General features: G+C 67.2%; 12 protein-coding genes. 10 read left to right on the top strand and 2 right to left on the bottom strand.

Annotation, left to right across the window (positions count from 1 at the left end):
- The first annotated feature begins 24 nt into the window (after window positions 1-24).
- From ACVCMG_RS13940 to ACVCMG_RS13970, 7 genes are all read left to right on the top strand, one after another.
- Window positions 25-1,305 (top strand): HlyD family secretion protein, encoded by a 1,281-nt coding sequence (locus ACVCMG_RS13940; protein ID WP_447106657.1) that lies wholly within the window; start codon window positions 25-27, stop codon window positions 1,303-1,305.
- Window positions 1,298-3,487 carry a peptidase domain-containing ABC transporter gene (locus ACVCMG_RS13945; RefSeq protein ID WP_447106656.1) on the top strand — a complete coding sequence of 730 codons (2,190 nt, stop codon included), beginning with the start codon at window positions 1,298-1,300 and terminating at the stop codon, window positions 3,485-3,487. The genes ACVCMG_RS13940 and ACVCMG_RS13945 overlap by 8 nt, the downstream gene beginning before the upstream one ends.
- A 26-nt stretch (window positions 3,488-3,513) precedes the next feature.
- On the top strand, window positions 3,514-3,681 hold the full coding sequence (locus ACVCMG_RS13950; RefSeq protein WP_447106655.1) for a hypothetical protein: 168 nt from the start codon (window positions 3,514-3,516) through the stop codon (window positions 3,679-3,681).
- 930 nt (window positions 3,682-4,611) lie between these two features.
- Window positions 4,612-5,625: an IS30 family transposase gene (locus ACVCMG_RS13955; RefSeq protein ID WP_447105661.1), complete on the top strand. Its 1,014-nt coding sequence runs from the start codon at window positions 4,612-4,614 to the stop codon at window positions 5,623-5,625.
- Window positions 5,626-5,761: 136 nt separating this feature from the next.
- On the top strand, window positions 5,762-6,151 hold the full coding sequence (locus ACVCMG_RS13960; protein ID WP_447106654.1) for a GntR family transcriptional regulator: 390 nt from the start codon (window positions 5,762-5,764) through the stop codon (window positions 6,149-6,151).
- Complete coding sequence (locus ACVCMG_RS13965) at window positions 6,148-7,044, top strand: ABC transporter ATP-binding protein (protein ID WP_447106653.1); 897 nt, start codon at window positions 6,148-6,150, stop codon at window positions 7,042-7,044. The genes ACVCMG_RS13960 and ACVCMG_RS13965 overlap by 4 nt, the downstream gene beginning before the upstream one ends.
- The gene (locus tag ACVCMG_RS13970) at window positions 7,041-8,534 is read left to right on the top strand and encodes a hypothetical protein (protein WP_447106652.1); all 1,494 of its coding nucleotides are present in this window, start codon (window positions 7,041-7,043) and stop codon (window positions 8,532-8,534) included. Before ACVCMG_RS13965 ends, ACVCMG_RS13970 begins: the two co-directional genes overlap by 4 nt.
- Window positions 8,535-8,721: 187 nt before the next feature.
- Here the strand turns inward: ACVCMG_RS13970 and ACVCMG_RS13975 are convergent, their stop codons facing one another.
- On the bottom strand, window positions 8,722-9,189 hold the full coding sequence (locus tag ACVCMG_RS13975; RefSeq protein WP_395120072.1) for a Dps family protein: 468 nt from the start codon (window positions 9,187-9,189) through the stop codon (window positions 8,722-8,724).
- Between the two features lie 138 nt (window positions 9,190-9,327).
- Between ACVCMG_RS13975 and hrpA the strand changes: the two genes are divergently transcribed.
- Window positions 9,328-13,467 carry an ATP-dependent RNA helicase HrpA gene (gene hrpA, locus ACVCMG_RS13980; protein WP_447114395.1) on the top strand — a complete coding sequence of 1,380 codons (4,140 nt, stop codon included), beginning with the start codon at window positions 9,328-9,330 and terminating at the stop codon, window positions 13,465-13,467.
- Between the two features lie 9 nt (window positions 13,468-13,476).
- Here hrpA and ACVCMG_RS13985 read toward each other — a convergent pair whose 3' ends face one another.
- A complete protein-coding gene (locus tag ACVCMG_RS13985; RefSeq protein ID WP_395120070.1) occupies window positions 13,477-13,947 on the bottom strand; it encodes a hypothetical protein in 471 nt (156 codons plus the stop codon).
- Window positions 13,948-14,058: 111 nt separating this feature from the next.
- Between ACVCMG_RS13985 and ACVCMG_RS13990 the strand changes: the two genes are divergently transcribed.
- Both ACVCMG_RS13990 and ACVCMG_RS13995 read left to right on the top strand, forming a co-directional pair.
- Entirely contained in the window at window positions 14,059-16,176 is a 2,118-nt protein-coding gene (locus ACVCMG_RS13990) for a RelA/SpoT family protein (protein WP_447114396.1), read from the top strand.
- Window positions 16,177-16,309: 133 nt separating this feature from the next.
- Entirely contained in the window at window positions 16,310-18,016 is a 1,707-nt protein-coding gene (locus tag ACVCMG_RS13995) for a hypothetical protein (RefSeq protein ID WP_395120068.1), read from the top strand.
- Window positions 18,017-18,022: the final 6 nt, after the last annotated feature.

An 18,022-nucleotide genomic window follows, 5' to 3' on the forward strand; every position in this document is an offset into this window, starting at 1 on the left:
CATCGAGCCAGCGGGGAATCGGGTTTGTCGCAGGGATTGTTCCGACAGGAAGTCATCGAGGCGAAGCGCGGTGAGTGGCTGGGCTCGATCATCGTCGCCACGCCGCTGTCTCGTTGGGCGCTCACCACGCTGGCGCTGATCCTGGCCGCGGCGATCATGCTGTTTCTCTTGCTCGGTCATTACACCCGCCGCGAAACCGTCACTGGCCAACTGGTGCCCAACAGGGGCGTGCTCACGGTCGCAGCACCCGGCGTGAGCACGGTGACGCGCCTGCTTGTTCGCGGCGGCCAACACGTTGAGGCCGGCGACGCGCTACTTGAGCTGTCCAGCAAGCAGGACAGCACGGCACTCGGCGATACCCACACCCTGGTGGCGCAACAACTCGACATCCAGCGCGCGCGTCTGCGCAGCGACCTCGCCAACCAGAATCAACTCGCCACGCAGCAGGCGGATGCCCTGCGCGCCAAGGTCGTGCTTCTGCAAGCGCAGCTCAAGCAGATCGATGGGCAATTGGCGCTGCAGCAACAGCAGGTCAGCAGCAACCAGCAGTTGCTGGCGCGGATCAAGCCACTCGGCGTCAAGGGCTACGTCTCGGCGGTGCAGATCCAGCAGCAGACCACTGCTGTGCTCAATGCGCAGGCGCAGTACAAGCAGTTGCGACGCCAGCAACTCGAGGCGCGCCAGCAACTGGACAGCGCCGACCAGCAACTGGCGCAGCTGCCGCTGGATGAGGCGACCAAACGCAACGACACCGAGCGCCAGTTGGCTGCGCTCACCCAGTCCATAGCGCAGAACGAGCAGCAGCGCGCGATCGTCTTGCATGCGCCGCGCGCTGGCGTGGTCTCCACCGTGCTGCTGAAGCCCGGGCAGATGGTCAGTGCCGGCCAGCCGCTGTTGTCGATCCTGCCGGCCGGTTCGCTGATGCAGGCACAGTTGCTGGTGCCCAGCCGCGCCATCGGCTTCATCGAGCCGGGCAGCCGCGTGGTGATGCGCTATCAGGCGTTCGCCTACCAGAAGTTCGGCCAGCAGTACGGCCACGTCACCGACATCTCGCGCAGCGCGCTGAGCCCCGCCGACGTGGCGACACTCATCGGCGAGCGGCCGCAGACCGCGCAGCCGATGTATCGCGTGCAGGTGGCGCTGGACAGCCAGCACGTGCTGGCCTACGGCAAGCCCGAACCAGTCAGGCCCGGCATGGCGCTGGAGGCCGACATCCTGATCGATCGCCGCCGCCTGATCGAGTGGGTGTTCGAGCCGCTGTACGGCATGGCGCATCATCTGGCGGGAGGGTCCGCGCGTGGCTGATGGCGGCCAGCAGGCACGCTCAAAGGAGCGTTCGCGCGGCTATCGTGTCGCCCTGCAGTTCGGCTGGCGCCGGGAGCTGCCGATGATGCTGCAGACCGAGGCCGCCGAATGCGGCGTGGCTTGCCTGGCGATGGTCGCGCGCTTCCACGGCCACGACGTAGACCTGGCCGGCCTGCGCCGGCGCTTCTCCACTTCGCTCAAGGGCGCCACCCTGGCGCGGGTGATGGCGATGGCTGGCCAGCTCGGCCTCACCTGCCGCCCGCTGAAACTGGAGCTGGAAGAGCTGGCGCAACTCAAGACCCCGTGCGTGCTGCACTGGGACCTCAATCACTTCGTGGTGCTCAAGCGCGTGGGCAAGCGCAGCGTGGTGATCCACGACCCGGCACGTGGCATCCGCAAGCTGAGCCTGCGCGAGGTATCCGAGCATTTCACCGGTGTGGCGTTGGAGCTGAGCCCGGCCGCCGACTTTGCGCCGGTCGTCGAGCGCCAGGCGGTGTCCCTGCGTGCGTTGACCGGCACCGTCCGCGGCCTGCTGCCCGCGCTGGGGCAGATCCTGCTGCTGGCGCTGGCGCTGGAGGTCTTCGCGCTGGTCGGCCCGTTCTACATGCAATGGGTGCTCGACCAGGTGCTGGTCTCCGCCGATCGCGACCTGCTGACCCTGCTCGGCCTGGGCTTCATCGGCGTGGCGATCTTCTCGGCGATCATCACGGCGGCGCGTTCGTGGGCGGTCACCTGGTTGGGTGCCACGCTCAACGTGCAGTGGGCCAGCAACCTGTTCAAGCACTTGATGCACTTGCCGCTGGACTGGTTTGAGAAACGCCACGTGGGTGATGTGGTGTCGCGCTTCGGTTCGATCCAGACCATTCAACGCACGCTCACCACGCAGTTCATCGGCTCCCTGCTGGACGGCGTGATGTCGCTGGTGACCCTGGTGGTGATGGCGTTCTACAGCCTCGGGCTCACCGCGCTGGTCATCGGCCTGTTCGCCGCCTACGGTCTGCTTCGCTGGGCCTTCTTCAATCCGCTGCGACGGGCCAACGAGGAGCAGATCGTCTACGGCGCTCGCCAGCAGAGCGAACTGCTGGAATCCATCCGCGGCGCCATGCCGATCAAGCTGGCCAACAAGCAGGACGAGCGGCTGGGTCGCTACGCCAACGCCACGGTGGAAACCGCCAACCGCAGTATCGGCATCCAGCGCCTGGGCATCGCCTTCACGCTCGGCAACCAGCTGATGTTCGGCATCGGACGCGTGGCAATGATCTGGATCGCCGCCGTGCTGGCACTCGACGGCAAGTTCTCCGCCGGCATGCTGATCGCCTTCATCGCCTACGCCGACCAGTTCACCAGCCGCGCGGCCGGACTGATCGACAAGTGGGTGGACTTCAGCATGCTCAAGCTGCATGCCGAGCGCGTGGCGGATATCGCGCTGACGGCACCGGAGAAGGCAGCCGATGCCGCGTGGAGCGGCCCGATGCCAGAGGCCAGCATCGAACTACGCCATGTCAGCTTCCGCTACGCAGAAGGCGAGCCATGGATTCTCAAGGACTGCAACCTGCGTATCGACGCGGGTGAATCGGTGGCCATCGTCGGCCCCAGTGGTTGCGGCAAAAGCACCCTGGCCAAGATTGTGTTGGGCCTGCTGCAACCTACCGAAGGCGAAGTTCGCTTCGGCGGCATCGACATCCGCAAGCTGGGCCTGGACACCTACCGCCAGTGGATCGGCGCCGTCATGCAGGACGACCAGCTGTTCGCCGGCTCCATCTCGGACAACATCAGCTTCTTCGATCCGGACGCCACGGCCGTGCGAATCGAGGCCGCTGCGCGGCTAGCGGCGATACATGACGACATCGCGGCCATGCCGATGGCGTATCAGAGCTTGGTAGGGGATATGGGATCTAGTTTGTCGGGCGGGCAGAAGCAGCGAGTGATATTGGCGAGGGCGCTGTATCGGCGACCGAAACTGCTGGTGTTGGATGAGGCGACCAGCCACCTCGATGTGGAACGCGAGCGGCAGATCAACGTCGTCGTAAGCCGACTCAAGATGACGCGTGTCGTGATCGCCCATCGCACCGAAACCGTCGCCAGCGCGCGACGCATTGTGGTGTTGGGGGACGGGGCGATACAAAAGAATTCCACGCTGGAGCGATCTGGCGTGGCCTCGCCGAAATCGGGACGGCGTTGAATTTCCGATAAGAATGGAGAAATAAAATGAATGCTCTGGATGCTTCTGAAATTTCATCCGTGTCAGGTGGAGGAGTTGTAGTCGAAACGGTGAAGGTTGTGCTTGCCGTAGGAGAGCAGCTGTGGGATTTTTCCAAAGGACTAGTTACCGGATTGGAAGACGGGTGGAACGCAGCTGGTAAAGAAAGCAAGTGAGGTCATGGAAATAACGGGAAAAAGATACAAAATCGCTGAGATAGCGAGTGAAATTTCAGAAAAGTCAATCCAATACAAAAGGAGAAAGGTATGAGGTTGCTGTCTCAAATTGAAGCTCAAGCTGTAGATGGCGCTGGTTTCTTTCTGGCGGTAGGTCACGCGATTGGGTACGGTGTCGGTTACGTAGCCCATGAAATAGAGATGGCCGCTGCCAGTCCGGAGGGATCAGCTGCGATTTCTGCAGCGTATACCAGCGGGGCCGCAGTGTAGCAACTTGATCCTAGGGGAAACGAATCGCCAGCCCGGAAATAGGCTGGCGATTCTGCATTTTTTAACTTGTATATGGGGCTTCATGTAGCGCATGCGCATCTTAGTAAGATGTAAAATTTGGTCAACTCGTCGAGATTTAGCAATGTATATATGCGTCGTCTCGATGTGCATGTTGGTCGCCGAATTAATTGCAGCTGTCGTGCTTGTGCAAGTTCTTAGGCTGCCATCCCGAGAAGATATTAGTTCATCAATATCTCCAGTGCTCGCGATTGCGATTGTTCTTGCTCCTCCATTGGAAACCGTGATAGCCCAGCTGGTGCCATTTAAGTTACTTCGATTGTTTCGTGTCCACAATAAATTTTTTCTATTCTTGGCTATGCTTGCGGCTTTTGTCGGACTACATATAAGTTCCGGTCTAACAGTCACCATTGTCGCTGGCGTAATCGGTGGATCATTTCTTTCGTATACATTCTTGAGATGGGCCAAGGAATCTACGTTAACGGCTTTTTATGCCACGACCTGTTGCCATCTTATAAACAACCTGGTGGTAGCTTTGGTGATCTTCGCGGTGACCTGAATATTTGGTGTCGTTTGGTTCTTTGCTTGGCCGACTCAAACTCCACGTGCAACACCATGCCGCATCTGACATAGGCTGTTGCGATGAGAACGTACAACGAATTGACCCTGAACGAGCGAGTGGAGATCCAGCAGCGCCTGGCGTCGGGCGACAGCTTGCGAGCCATGGGAAGATCGCTGGGGCGCGCACCAAGCACGATCAGTCGCGAGTGCCGTCGAGCGAGCGCTTCCCCGGATAGCTACCAGGCGCAGGCGGCACAACATCACCGCGAGCAGTGCCGGGCCAAGCCACGGGTACCACGGAAACTGGGTGACCCCGCCCTGTGGGAGACGGTACAAGCGCTGCTGCGGGCGCGCTGGTCGCCGGAGCAGATCGCCGGGATACTGGCGCGAGGGTTTCCTGATACAGCGAGCTACCGGGTGTCCCACGAAACGATCTACACCGCGGTGTACCTGGTGCCTCGCGGCGAACTGCGCAAGGAACTGATCGGATGCTTGCGGCAAGGCCGCAGCACACGCAAGCCACGCACGCGCGGCACCGACCGGCGCGGCCAGATCCCGGACATGCAGAGCATCCACGTCCGCCCGCCAGAGGTTGCCGATCGCCTGATCCCGGGTCACTGGGAGGGCGATCTCATCAAGGGCGCAGGCAACCGTTCCTCGGTGGGCACGCTGGTCGAGCGCACCAGCGGCTTCGTGGTGCTGGCCAAGATGAGCAGCGCCAGCGCGGCCGACGCGCTGGAGAGCTTCGGCAAGGCCTTGAAGGGCATCCCCGAAGCGCTGCGCAAGACGCTGACGTACGACCAGGGCAAGGAGATGAGTTATCACGCGGCACTGACCTTGCGCACCGGCGTGCAGGTGTACTTCGCCGACCCGCACAGCCCGTGGCAGCGCGGCAGCAACGAAAACACCAACGGTCTGTTGCGGCAGTACCTGCCCAAGGGCACGGACCTGTCCGTCTACAGCCAGGCCGAGCTGGACCAGATCGCCCTGAGCCTCAACACGCGGCCGCGAAAGCGCCATCAATTCCGCACCCCGCTGGAGGTTTACAACGACCACCTCAGACTGGCTGAGGCAGAAGCAGGAACGATTCACTGATCATGTTGCACGTGGACCTTGAAACCGCCCTTCTCTGCTGAAGGCGGGGTTCTGCATCGACCCTGCTGAAGTGTTTGTACGTCTTGAGTCATGTCGCGGTTGACAGGTGATCATGTGTATTGGTGTAATGATACGCATGGATGCCTCGCTGCTGACTGTGCAACCCGCCGCGCCCGAGCCGATCTACCGGCAGATCGTCGAGCAGTTGCGCCGTCTGATCGCCGGCGGGCAACTGGTGGCCGGCGAGCTGCTGCCTTCGGTGCGCGAGGTGGCGGGGTTCCATGCGATCAATCCGATGACAGTGTCGCGGGCCTACGGCCTGGCCGAGAGCGAGGGCCTGCTGGAGCGGCTGCGCGGCAAGGGCATGGTGGTCGCGGCGACGCGTCGCGCGGGACAGTCGGAGAGCCAGCGCCTCGCGCTGCTGGAACCGCAGCTGGTGGCGCTGGCCCGGCACGCGAGTGAACTTGAATTGCCGACCGAGGCGGTGTTGAACCGGCTCGGCCGCTTGATGAGGAGTCGAGAATGAACGCCATGCTTCACGAAGCGGATCCCGTCGATGTCGCACCGCTGGAGGCGCGCGGGCTGACCCACTGCTACGAGGGCAGCAACGTGTTGTGCGGCGTCGACCTGGCGCTGGAACCAGGCTCGGTGCTGGGCCTGATCGGGCGCAACGGCGCGGGCAAGTCCACCCTGATCCGCGCCATGCTCGGTTTGCTCGAACCGCTCTCCGGCGTCGCATTCGTGTTCGGCGAGCCGGCGTTGAAGCTGTCCGACCACGCCAAGGCACGGCTTGCCTACGTACCGCAGCAACCCGAGGCGCTGGCCTGGCTCACCGCGCAGCAGATGTTGGACTACCTGGGGCGCTTCTATCCGTGCTGGGACGCCGCCTTCGTGCGCACCACACTGGAGCGCTGGAAGATCCAGCCGAACAAGCTGCTGGCCAAGCTGTCGCCCGGCGAGCGCCAGCGCGTCGACCTGATCCGCGCGCTGGCCTCGCAGCCCGAGTTGCTGGTGCTGGACGAGCCGGCCGCGGCGCTCGATCCGGTGGCCCGCCGCGAACTGTTGCGCGAGGTGGCGATGCGCGCCGGCGAGAACGGCACTACGGTGCTGTTCTCCACCCACATCGTGTCCGACCTGGAGCGCGTGGCCTCCGAGATCGCGTTCCTGCACGAGGGCAGGTTGCTGCTGCGTTGTGGCGTGGACGAGGCCAAGGAACGCTACGCCCGCCTGTGGCTGCCGGCCGCGGCAAACGTCGCCGCACCGATCCCCTCGCTCAGCCGGCGCCGCCACGACGACGGCAGCTTCAGCCTGGTGGTGGCGCGCGATGCCCGGGACCGTTGGCCGGAAGCGGCGAACCTGCCCGGCGCGCGCGTCGATGCGCTGGGGTTGGAGGATCTGTTCGTGGAGATCGCGGAGTGACGTCGTTCCTGCAATTGCTGATGCTGCCGTGGATGGCATGGTCGCAGCGCATGCGGCGCATCATCGCGAGGACCTTGCTGGTCATCCTCTGCCTGGCCATTGCTGGCTACGTCCTGCTTCGGCGCTCGGCCGGGGCCGGGCCCGGTCTGGCGCATGGCCTGGCCGTCATCGATTGCCTGTTCTGGGCCGCCGTGGTGCCGCGCGCGCTGGTGCTGGCGAACGAGGCACGCCGGCTGCGCCTGCCGGCGCTGGAACGCGCAGCGGCCATCAGCACCGTGTTGTATGCCGCGCTCACCATCGCCTTGCCCGCCGCCGTGGTGGCGATGCTGGGTGGCAGCGGGGTGGTGGCGCTGGCCGAACTTGCGCTGGGTGCGAGCGTCGGCATGGGCTATGCCACCTTGCCGCCCTGGCTTGGCGTCTGGGCCTGCCTGGCGCCCCTGCTCGACGACCACCTGGGTGCATGGCTGCCCATGCCGGTCAGCGATCCCGTGGGCTTTCTGCATTGGGTCGCACCGGTGGCCGCGGTGCTGTGGACCACGATCGCGCTGTGCTGGCGTCGGGCCGCGCGCTGCGACGACGAAGCTTCGCGCTGGCTCAAACCACTGGCGTTGCGTTGGCGCGCGCTTTCCGCGCAGGGCCGCAACGGCGCGAAGCTGGAAACCGAACTGCTGCGTCGGCGCAGCTCCCGGATGCAGCCGGGCGTCGATCTGCGCCGCGTCGGGCCTGATTATCTGGTGCGTGGCCTGCGCGTGGCGCTGGGAGGATGGGGCGTGCCGCAGACGGTGGCCAGTCGTCTGCGCCAGGCCGGCCTGGTGTTGCTCAATGTGCTGTTCGCCTTCGCGCTGCTGGCGACGCTGCGCCACGTGTCGAACGATCAGCCCCACGCCATCGCGTATACCGTCGTGCTCTCCATGTTCGCCAGCACACCGGTCATCGCCTTTGCCCTCAGCCTGTTCGGTGCCGTGCTGGGGCCGGTGAGCGCCGACGCCCTGCGCGCCCGCTGGAGCCGCGACAACGCCGAGTTGGCGGTACTGGCACTGCTGCCGGGTCTCGGCGATGCCGCGCACGCCAAGCGTGCCCTGCTCAAGGCCAGCGTGGTGCCAACGCTGCTGGCGCAGGCGGCGCTGCTCGCGGGCATGCTGGGCGTGGCGCTGTGGGCGCATCTCCCCGGCGGCAATGCCGCCTTGCTGCTGCTCGCCCAGGGCGGTGGCATGCTGGCCACCTTTGCGCTGTCCGTGGCCGCGTTGGGTGGCACGGCGTGGCATCGTGGCTGGCAAAGCCTACTCATCATTGCCGCCATCGTGCTGATGTTGACCACCACCGGCGCGGCGCTGTTCCGGTTCGGCGACAACCTGCTGGCGCAGCGGCTCGCCCTCTCGCCGATCTTCCTCGCGCTGTGGATCGCGCTGCTGGCGATCCTGCTGGCCATCGGCCGTCGCGGCTGGCGCGCATTCTGGTGCCAGCCGCATCCGTTCCTGCCGCACGGGTGAAGCATGACCATGACGAACGCCCGTTCCCGCAAGGTGACGCCGACCATCGGCGGCCTGCCGGGTTGACTGACCGCAGCGTCCCCGCGCAGCCGGGGGCAGGTGTGGATCCGGGGTGGGAGTTGCGGCGTCGTCACCAACGAAGAAGGCCCGTCATCGACGGGCCTTCTTCGTTCATGCCGCGCGGGCGTCAACGCAGCAGCGAGCGCAGCATCCAGGCGGTCTTCTCGTGTTCCTTGAGGCGGCCGGTGACCATGTCGGCGGTGCCGTCGTCGCCGGCGGCGTTGGCGGTCTTGAGGGCGTCGCGGGCGGTGGCGGCGACGATCTCGTGGCCTTCGACCAGCTGGCCGACCATTTCCTGCCAGTCCGGCACGCCGGGCTCGTCCTTGATCGAGCTGAGCTTGGCGAACTGGCTGTAGGAACCGGGCGCGAACACGTCCAGTGTGCGGATGCGCTCGGCGACCTCGTCGGCGGCCAGCCACAGCGCGTTGTACTGGGTCTCGAACATCAGGTGCAGGCTGTTGAACTGCGGGCCGGTGACGTTCCAGTGGAAGCTGTGCGTCTTCAGGTACAGCGAGTAGGTATCGGCCAGCAGCTTGGACAGGTGCTTGGCGACCGCTTCGCGATCCTTCTTGGCGATACCGATGGAAATGGCCATGGCGTGCTCCTTTGGGGGTGGATGCAATGAATCAACGGTAGTGGCTCGGCGCTCGCGCGGGAAATGAATCCTTCGGATGCTGGCGATAGTCGCCGACTATCGGGTCGAGGCGTGCCACCGGCTATCATGCGCAGTTCGATGAACGACCACTGCGCGCCCGCATCCGATCCCGCTGCCGATCCAGGCTTGCGCACCTTGCGCCGGCAGCTGGATGCGGTGTGCAGTCGCGACTTCGGTCGCCTGCTGGGACGTTGGCGCACGCTGTCGCGCCGACCAGACGAAAAGAAGATGGGGGCGCTGGCCGCCGATATCGAGCGCTCCGCGGCCAGACGCCGCGACCGTGCCGCGGCCAAGCCCGAAATCCGGCTGGACGAGTCGCTGCCGATCAGCGCGCGCGGCGAGGACATCGTCAAGCTGATCCGCGAACACCAGGTGGTGGTGATCGCCGGCGAGACCGGTTCGGGCAAGACCACCCAGCTGCCGAAGCTGTGCCTGGCCGCCGGCCGCGGCGAAGCGGGCATGATCGGCTGCACCCAGCCGCGTCGGCTGGCCGCGCGCTCGGTGGCGCGCCGCGTGGCGGAGGAGCTGGGCACGCCGCTGGGCGAGGTCGTGGGTTTCCAGGTGCGCTTCAACGACCAGGTGTCCGAGCGCAGCCTGATCAAGTTCATGACCGACGGCATCCTGCTCGCCGAGACCCAGGGCGATCCGTGGCTGAGCGCCTACGACACCATCATCATCGACGAGGCGCACGAGCGCAGCCTCAACATCGACTTCCTGCTCGGCTACCTCAAGCGTCTGACGCTGAAGCGGCCGGAGCTGAAGATCATCGTCACCTCGGCGACGATCGACACCGCGCGCTTTGCCGAACACTTCGACGGCGCGCCGGTGGTCGAGGTGGAAGGACGGGCGTACCCGGTGGAGTTGCGCTGGCGGCCGGTGGAAGCCGCAGGCAAGGGCATGCAGCAGGGCAGCGCCGAACACATCGCCGCCGTGCTCGACGAAATCACCCGCGACGATCCGCGCGGCGACGTGCTGGTGTTCCTGCCCGGCGAGCGCGAGATCCGCGACGCGCACCAGCTGCTGTCGCGCCGGCAATACCGCGAGACCGAGATCATGCCGCTGTACGCGCGGCTTTCCGCCGGCGACCAGGACCGCGTGTTCAAGCCCGGCGTGAAGCGCCGCGTGGTGCTGGCCACCAACGTCGCCGAGACCTCGCTCACGGTGCCGCGCATCCGCTACGTGATCGACACCGGCACCGCGCGGGTCAAGCGCTACAGCCAGCGCAGCCAGCTCGAGCGGCTGCATGTCGAACCGATCTCGCAGGCCGCCGCCGACCAGCGCAAGGGCCGCTGCGGCCGCGTCGGACCTGGCGTCTGCTATCGCCTCTACGACGAAGCCGATTTCGCCGGCCGCGCCGCGTTCACCGATCCGGAGCTGCTGCGATCGTCGCTGGCCAACGTGATCCTGCGCATGCTGGCGCTGCAGCTGGGCGAGGTCGATGAGTTCCCGTTCCTGGAAGCGCCCGACCCGCGCGTGATCGCCGACGGCTTCCGCCGGCTCACCGAAATTTCCGCGATCGACGAGGCGCGCAGGCTCACCGCGATCGGCCGCACGCTGGCGCGGCTGCCGATCGACGTGCAGCTGGCGCGCATGCTGGTCGAGGGCGAGAAACTGCATGCGTTGCGCGAGCTGCTCGTCATCGTCGCCTTCCTCAGCATCCAGGACCCGCGCGAGCGTCCCGGCGACGCACGCCAGCAGGCCGACGCCGCGCACGCCGTGTTCGCCGACCCGAAGTCCGACTTCATCGGCGTGCTGAACCTGTGGCGGGCCTATCACGACGCCCACGAGGAACTGACCCAGTCGAAGCTGCGCGACTGGTGCTCGCGGCACTTCCTCAGCTTCATGCGCATGCGCGAATGGCGCGAGCTGCATCGGCAGTTGCTGCTGGTCGTTGAAGAGCTGGGCTGGCGCCTTGCTCCCTCTCCCCTGCGGGGAGAGGGTTGGGGTGAGGGAGCGGGGTCGCGGAAGACTTCACAGGCTGGTGCATCAAAGCTCGGAAAGAAAAGCAAAGGCAGGGAGGCTTCGCGCGAGCACCCGCCCCTCACCTTCCCGAAAAGGGGACTTCCTGCGGTCGCAATCCTCTCCCCGGAGGGGAGAGGCGGCGAACGCGAAGAGCGAGTTATTGATCAGCAAGCTGCGATGGATCGCCTCTTTGAGGCGGTCCATCGCAGCCTGTTGGCCGGCCTGCCCACCCAGGTCGGCCGCAAGGACGAGAAGGGCATTTACCAGAGCACGCGCGAGCGCAAGTTCCAGGTGTTTCCCGGCTCGGCCCTGTCGAAGGCACCACCGAACTGGATCTTCTCCGCGCAGATCCTCGACGTGGGCGGCCGCGTGTGGGGCATGGCGAATGCGCGGGTGGAGCCGTTGTGGATCGAGCAGCAGGCGGCGCACCTGCTGCGCACCAGTTGCCGCGACGCGCACTGGTCGAGGAAGCGCGGCTGCGTGGTGGCGTACGAACAGGTCAGCCTGTTCGGCCTGGTGCTGGTGGAGAAGCGGCCGGTCACCTTCCAGCAGCAGGACCCCGCGCTGGCGCACGCGATCTTCCTGCGCGAGGCGCTGGTGCGCGGCGACATCGACGGCGCCGATCATGGACGGTCAAGTGCCGCGGGCGCAGGACGCGCAGGAGCGGCCGCGGATTTCGTGCGCGCGAACCAGCGCGTGCTGGAAGAGGCGCTGGGCATCGAGGCAAGGCAGCGCCGCGAAGGATTGATCCGTCACGAGGACGAACTGGTCGCGTTCTTCGAGGGCAAGCTGCCCGAAGAGATCGCCAGCTCGCGTGCGCTCGACGCGTGGTATCGCAAGGCCCGACCGGCCGAACAGGCCGCGCTGCGCTGGTCGCTGGATGACGTGATGGGCGCTGGTGCCGCGCTGGATGCGAAGGCGTTTCCCGCCGCCATCGAGGTGCCGCAGAGATACAAACTGGAATACCGCTTCGTTCCGGGTGACGAGGCCGATGGCGTGACCCTGCAACTGCCGCTGGCAATGTTGAATGCGCTGCCCGCGGCGCGCTGCGAGTGGCTGGTGCCGGGCCTGCTGGCGGACAAGGTGGCCGAACTGATCCGCGGCCTGCCCAAGGCGCTGCGCCGCAACTTCGTGCCGGCGCCGGATTTCGCGCGCGCCTTCACCGAGGCGGAATCGCCCCGCGACGAGTCGCTGGTCAAGGCGCTGGCCGCCTTCCTGAAACGCGCCACCGGCGTCGACATCGGCGCCGGCGAGTTCGCCGGCATCGAATTGCCGCCGCATTTCCTGATGCGCTACCGCCTGCATGACGAACGCGGCAAGAAGCTGGCCACTGGCCGCGACCTGGCTGCGCTGCGTGGGCAGTGGGAAGGCCAGGCGCGTGAGGCGTTCTCGCGCAAGACCGATATCGAGCTGACTCGCGAAGACGTGGCCAGCTGGGATTTCGAGGCGATCCCTGCGCAGGTGCGTTCGGACGCCGGCCTCACCGCGTTTCCGGCCCTGGTCGACCTGGGCGAGACGGTGGCGCTGCGCGTATTCGAGCGCAGCGACGAAGCGCGCGTGGCGCATGCCGCCGGCGTGGTGCGGCTGCTGCGCAACGCACTGGCCAGCGAGGCGAAGCAGGCGCGCCGGCGATTGCCGATCGGCAACGCGCTGGCGTTGAAATACGCGCCGCTCGGCGGCGTCGACGGCCTGCGCGAAGACCTGCTCGAAGGCGGCTTCACCGATCTGCTGGAACGCCACGCACTGGACGTGCGTACCGCCGGCGCGTTCGAGGCGCTGCGCACGCAGTGTTCGCGCGAACTGTTCGGTGCCGGCGTCGAGCGGCTCAAGCTGGCCGAGCCGATCATCGAGGCGCAGGCCGAGGCAAAGCCCTGGCTCGAGCCGCCGCTGCTCGGCTTCGCCCGCGCCAGCTACGACGACCTGCGTGAACAATTCGACGCGCTGCTCGTGCCCGGTTTCCTGCGCGAGCTGCCGCCTTCACGGCTGGCGCATTATCCACGCTACCTCAAGGCGATGCGCCTGCGTGGCGAACGCTTGCGCCAGGACCCGGCGAAGGACCAGCAACGCATGCTGCAGGTGCTGCCGTACTGGCGCGCGTACCTGCAACACCGCGCCGCCGGCGGCGACCCGGCCGAACTGGCCGAGTTGCGCTGGCTGATCGAGGAATGGCGCGTGTCGCTGTTCGCGCAGGAGCTGAAGACCGCCGAGCCGGTGTCGGCCAAGCGGCTGGCGAAGGCGCTGGCCGCGCTCGCCTGACCGACCGGATCAGCGCACGCGTTCCACGTGCACGCTGCCGTTGCAGCCGGACACGTACATCAGCCAGTTGCCCATCATCGAGGGTTTGACCTTGGTCGAGGGATTGTCGGCAGTCATGCACGACACATTGTCCGAGCCGATCTGCCGCCAGACCTGTCCGTTGTCCAGGGTGTACTCGTTGTTGCCGCTCCAGCCGTCGAAGTGGCCCTTGATGCGGGTCTCGATCTTCTCGCGCTTGGCATCGCTCGCGTAGAACACCGGCTTGCCGCTGGCACTGACCATCTTGGTGGTGGTCTTGGCGTGCGTGCGCAGCCAGGCGTCGAGATTCTGCAGTTCCTGCGGCGAGAGTTTGTCCAGGCCAGCGGCCTTGAACTCGGAAGGACTCATGCGTTGCTGCAGGTCGCCGGACGTCTGCTGCGCGTACACGGCGCAGCACGGGAGGGCCAGCAACAGCGGGAGACAGCGTGCGCGGAAGGACATGGGGATTTCCTCGAAGCCGGAATGGCGAATCCCGATTCTGCCCGCCAAGCGGCCCGAGGCCAAGCGCCGCAGGCCGCCCGCCGCGACCATGCCACTACAATGGCCGCCATCATGGCCCCGCGCACTCATTCAGGCAGCCTCGCCGCATGGCGCAAGCGCGCCGACACGCTGTCACCCGATCTGGCCGATGCGCTGGAGGCCTGCGGCGAGCATCCGGTCGACCAGGCCGAGTGCGGCGACACCCTCGACCTGCTCGGCATGCTCGGTTGTGACGCGTCGACCCAGGCGGCGGCGTTGTGGTTCGAGCTGGCGCGCGTCGATCCGGCGTTGTGGGCTGCGCGCGGCCCGGGCCTGCCGGCGGACGTGCAGCGCCTGGTCGCCGGCCAGCAGGCGGCCGAACAGGTGTGGACCTTGCACGCGCAGCGCGCACCCGGCGGGGCGACCGAAGGCCTGCGCCGGCTGTTGCTGGCGATCGTGCGCGACCTGCGCGTGGTGTTCGTGCTGCTGGCGCGCCAGCTTGCGCTGATGCGCGCCGCGGCATGGCTGCCGCCGGAGCAGGCTGCCGCGCTGGCGCGGTTGAGCCGCGACATCCATGCCCCGCTGGCCAACCGGCTCGGCATCTGGCAACTGAAATGGGAGCTGGAGGACCTGGCGTTCCGCCACCTGCAGCCGGACACCTATCGCCGCATCGCCAAGCTGCTCGACGAGCGCCGCGTCGATCGCGAGGCATTCATCCGCCAGTCGCTGGACGAGCTGAAACAGGCGCTGGACGCCGCCGGCCTGCAGGCCGACTTGGCGGGGCGGCCCAAGCACATCTACTCGATCTGGAAAAAGATGCAGCGCAAGTCGCTGGATTTTTCCGACCTCTACGACATCCGCGCGGTGCGCGTGCTGGTCGACAGCGTCACCGACTGCTACGCCGCGCTGGGCGTGGTGCACGCGCTGTGGCCGCACCTGCGGAACGAGTTCGACGACTACATCGCGCGACCCAAGCCCAACGGTTACCAGTCGCTGCACACCGCGGTGGTCGGGCCGCAGGGCAAGACGCTGGAGGTGCAGATCCGCACCCACGAGATGCATCGCGCCAACGAACTGGGCGTGGCCGCGCACTGGCGCTACAAGGAGGGTGGCGGCAGCGACGCCGAGTTCGAGGCCAAGATCGCCTGGATGCGCAAGCTGCTGGAGCCGCGCAGCGGCGACGACAGCAACCTCGCCGCCGAGCTGCAGACCGAGCTGCTGGAAGACCGCGTCTACCTGCTCACTCCCAAGGGCGAGGTGTTCGACCTGGCACGTGGCGCCACCGTGCTGGATTTCGCCTACCTGGTGCACACCGAGGTCGGCCACCGCTGCCGCGGCGCCAAGGTCAACGGCCGCATCGTGCCGCTGACCTTCCAGCCGCAGAGCGGCGACCGCGTGGAGATCCTCACCACCAAGGTCGCCGAACCCAGCCGCGACTGGCTCTCGCCGCACCATGGCTACCTCAACACCGCGCGGGCGAAGGACAAGGTGCGCGCGTGGTTCCGCCGCATCGCGCACGACGCCAACCTCGGCGTCGGACGCGCCATGCTCGAGCGCGAACTGAAGCGCCTGGCGCTGCCCGCCGCCGACATCGGCAAGCTGCCCGCCCAATTCCACCTGCAGACGCAGGACGAGCTGCTGATCGCGCTGGCACTGGGTGAGGTCACGCCCGGCCAGATCGCCCGCGTGCTGCAGGAGTCCGTGCAACCGCCGCCGCCCGCGCCGGCACCGCCGCCGGCGCGGCCGGCCACGCTGGACCAGGGCGCGCTGAGCATCGAAGGCGTCGGCAACCTGCTTACCACGCTGGCGCGCTGCTGCCAGCCGCTGCCGGGCGACGCGGTACGCGGCTACATCACCAAGGGCCGCGGCGTTTCAGTGCATCGTGCCGATTGCGGCAGCCTGGCGCGGCTCGCGCGGCGCGACCCGGACCGGGTGATCGAGGTGAGCTGGGGCCACGTCGCCAGCCAGGCTTACGAGGTGGACATCGAACTGCGCGGCTACGACCGCAAGGAGCTGCAGAAAGACGTCACCAACCTCATCAGCAACGCCGGCACCCACATCATCGCCTCGTCCAGCCGCTCGCGCCCGCAGACCGGCGAAGTGGAGATGCGCTACACCCTGCGCGTGCGCGATTTCGAACAGCTGTCCACCCTGCTGGGCAAGCTGCTGGCGCTGCCCAACGTCACCGAAGTGCGCCGCATCAGCGCCTAGCGTGGCGCCGGGGTGCCGGGCGCCGCGCCGCCCTCGCCAGCAGCGCTGGACGCTGAACGCCGGTATCGCGCAGGCCGGGCCGTCCGGTCGCGCGATGTTAAGCTGCGACCGCTTATCGCCAGTGCCATGAATCATGAGCAGCCGCCGCAACCCGCATGATGCCCGGCCACCGAACCGCAGCGAGCCCACCCTGGGCGACCTCGATCAGGTGGAGGGCAAGCCGCGCGCGTCCGCTGCCGATGGCCTGCCGCGGGTCACCGTGGAAAGGCGTCGTGCCCGCGGGATTCGCACCGCGGCATCGCGCGGGCGTCGCGGCTGGCTGCTGCCGATCTTGATCCTGCTGGTCGTCGCGCTCGGCGCGGCGCTCTGGCTCAGCCAGAACCGGCTGCGCGGCATGCTGCCGCGCACCGACCTCAACAGCGTGCTGGCGCAGGCGCAGCAGGCGCTGGACGCGGGCCACCTGGATGGCGAGGACGGCACCAGCGCGCGCGAACTGTTCCAGCAGGTGGCGGCCAGCGAGCCGGACAACGATCGCGCCCGCGACGGCCTGCGCCAGGTTGGCCAGGCCGAGTTGTCGCAAGCCGATGCAGCGCTGCAGGCAGGCCGGCTGGATGAGGCCACCCAGCGCGCCACGGTCGCCCGCGAACTGCTCGGGGGCGGGCGCGACGTGGATCGCCTCGACATGCTCATCCGCCAGGCGCAGGCGGGCCAGATGCACACCGGCGACCTGGTCGACCAGGCCAAGCAGGCATTGGCACAGGGCAAGCTGGATGGTGCCGACGGCGCCGGCGCGCTCTACCAGCGCGTGTTGCGCACCGACCCGGACAACGCAGTGGCCGCGCACGGGCTGGACCAGGTCGCCAACGCGCTGGCGGTGCAGGCACACGACGCGCTGGAGGCGGGCGACCTGGCCAAGGCCGATCCGCTGGTGCTGCAGATCGCCGCGCTGCGGCCGAACAACGGCTCGCTGCCGGCGCTGCGCGCGCTGCAGGCGCAACGGCGCCAGCAACAGGATGGCGCGGTAAAGGATGCCATTGCCCAGGGCCGTGAGGCCTTGCGCGACGGCCGCATCGCCGGCTCCGGCGACGACACCGCGCTGGCGCACTTCAGGGCTGCGTTGGCGCTTGATCCGGACAGCGAGGAGGCCAAGGCCGGGCTGGGCGACGTGGCGCAGGCGCTGACCGTGCAGGCGAATGCGGCGATGGATGACGGCGATCGCGCGCAGGCGGCCAAACTGCTCGGCCAGGCGAATGCGCTGGCGCCGAAGTCGGCCGATCTGGCCGCCGCCCGCGCGCGGCTGCAGAGCAAGCCGCCGGCGAGCAAGCCACCCGCGGACGAACCCGCCGAGACGGTGCACGCGGCCGACGAGGCCCCGGTAGTCGCCGCCGCGTTGTCGCCGCAGCAAAGCGCAGCCGTGGCCCAACTGGTGCAGCGCGCGCAGCAGGCCACCGCCAGCGGCAACATCATGATGCCGCCCGGCGACAGCGCGTACGACCTGTACCGCAGCGCGCTGGCGATCGACGGCAACGACGTGCTTGCGCGGCAGGGCCTGCAGGCCTTGCCGGGCCGGGTCGAACAGTTGTTCAAGCAGGCCCTCGCGGCCGGCCAGCTGAAGCAGGCCGGCGACATGCTGGCCAACCTGGGCGAATTGGCGCCGGGCGATCCGGCACAGCTGGGGCTGAGCAACCAGCTGGCCAGCGCCTGGGTCGATCGGGCCCAGCAGCAGCTCGATGGCGGCGACCGCATCGGCGCCGGCCAGTCGCTCGCGCGCGCGCGCAAGCTGGCGCCCAACCATCCGCGCGTGACCGAGCTTGCCGCGCGACTGCAAGGCAATCCGTGAGGCCGA

Source organism: Rhodanobacter sp. UC4451_H18 (genome assembly GCF_052978225.1).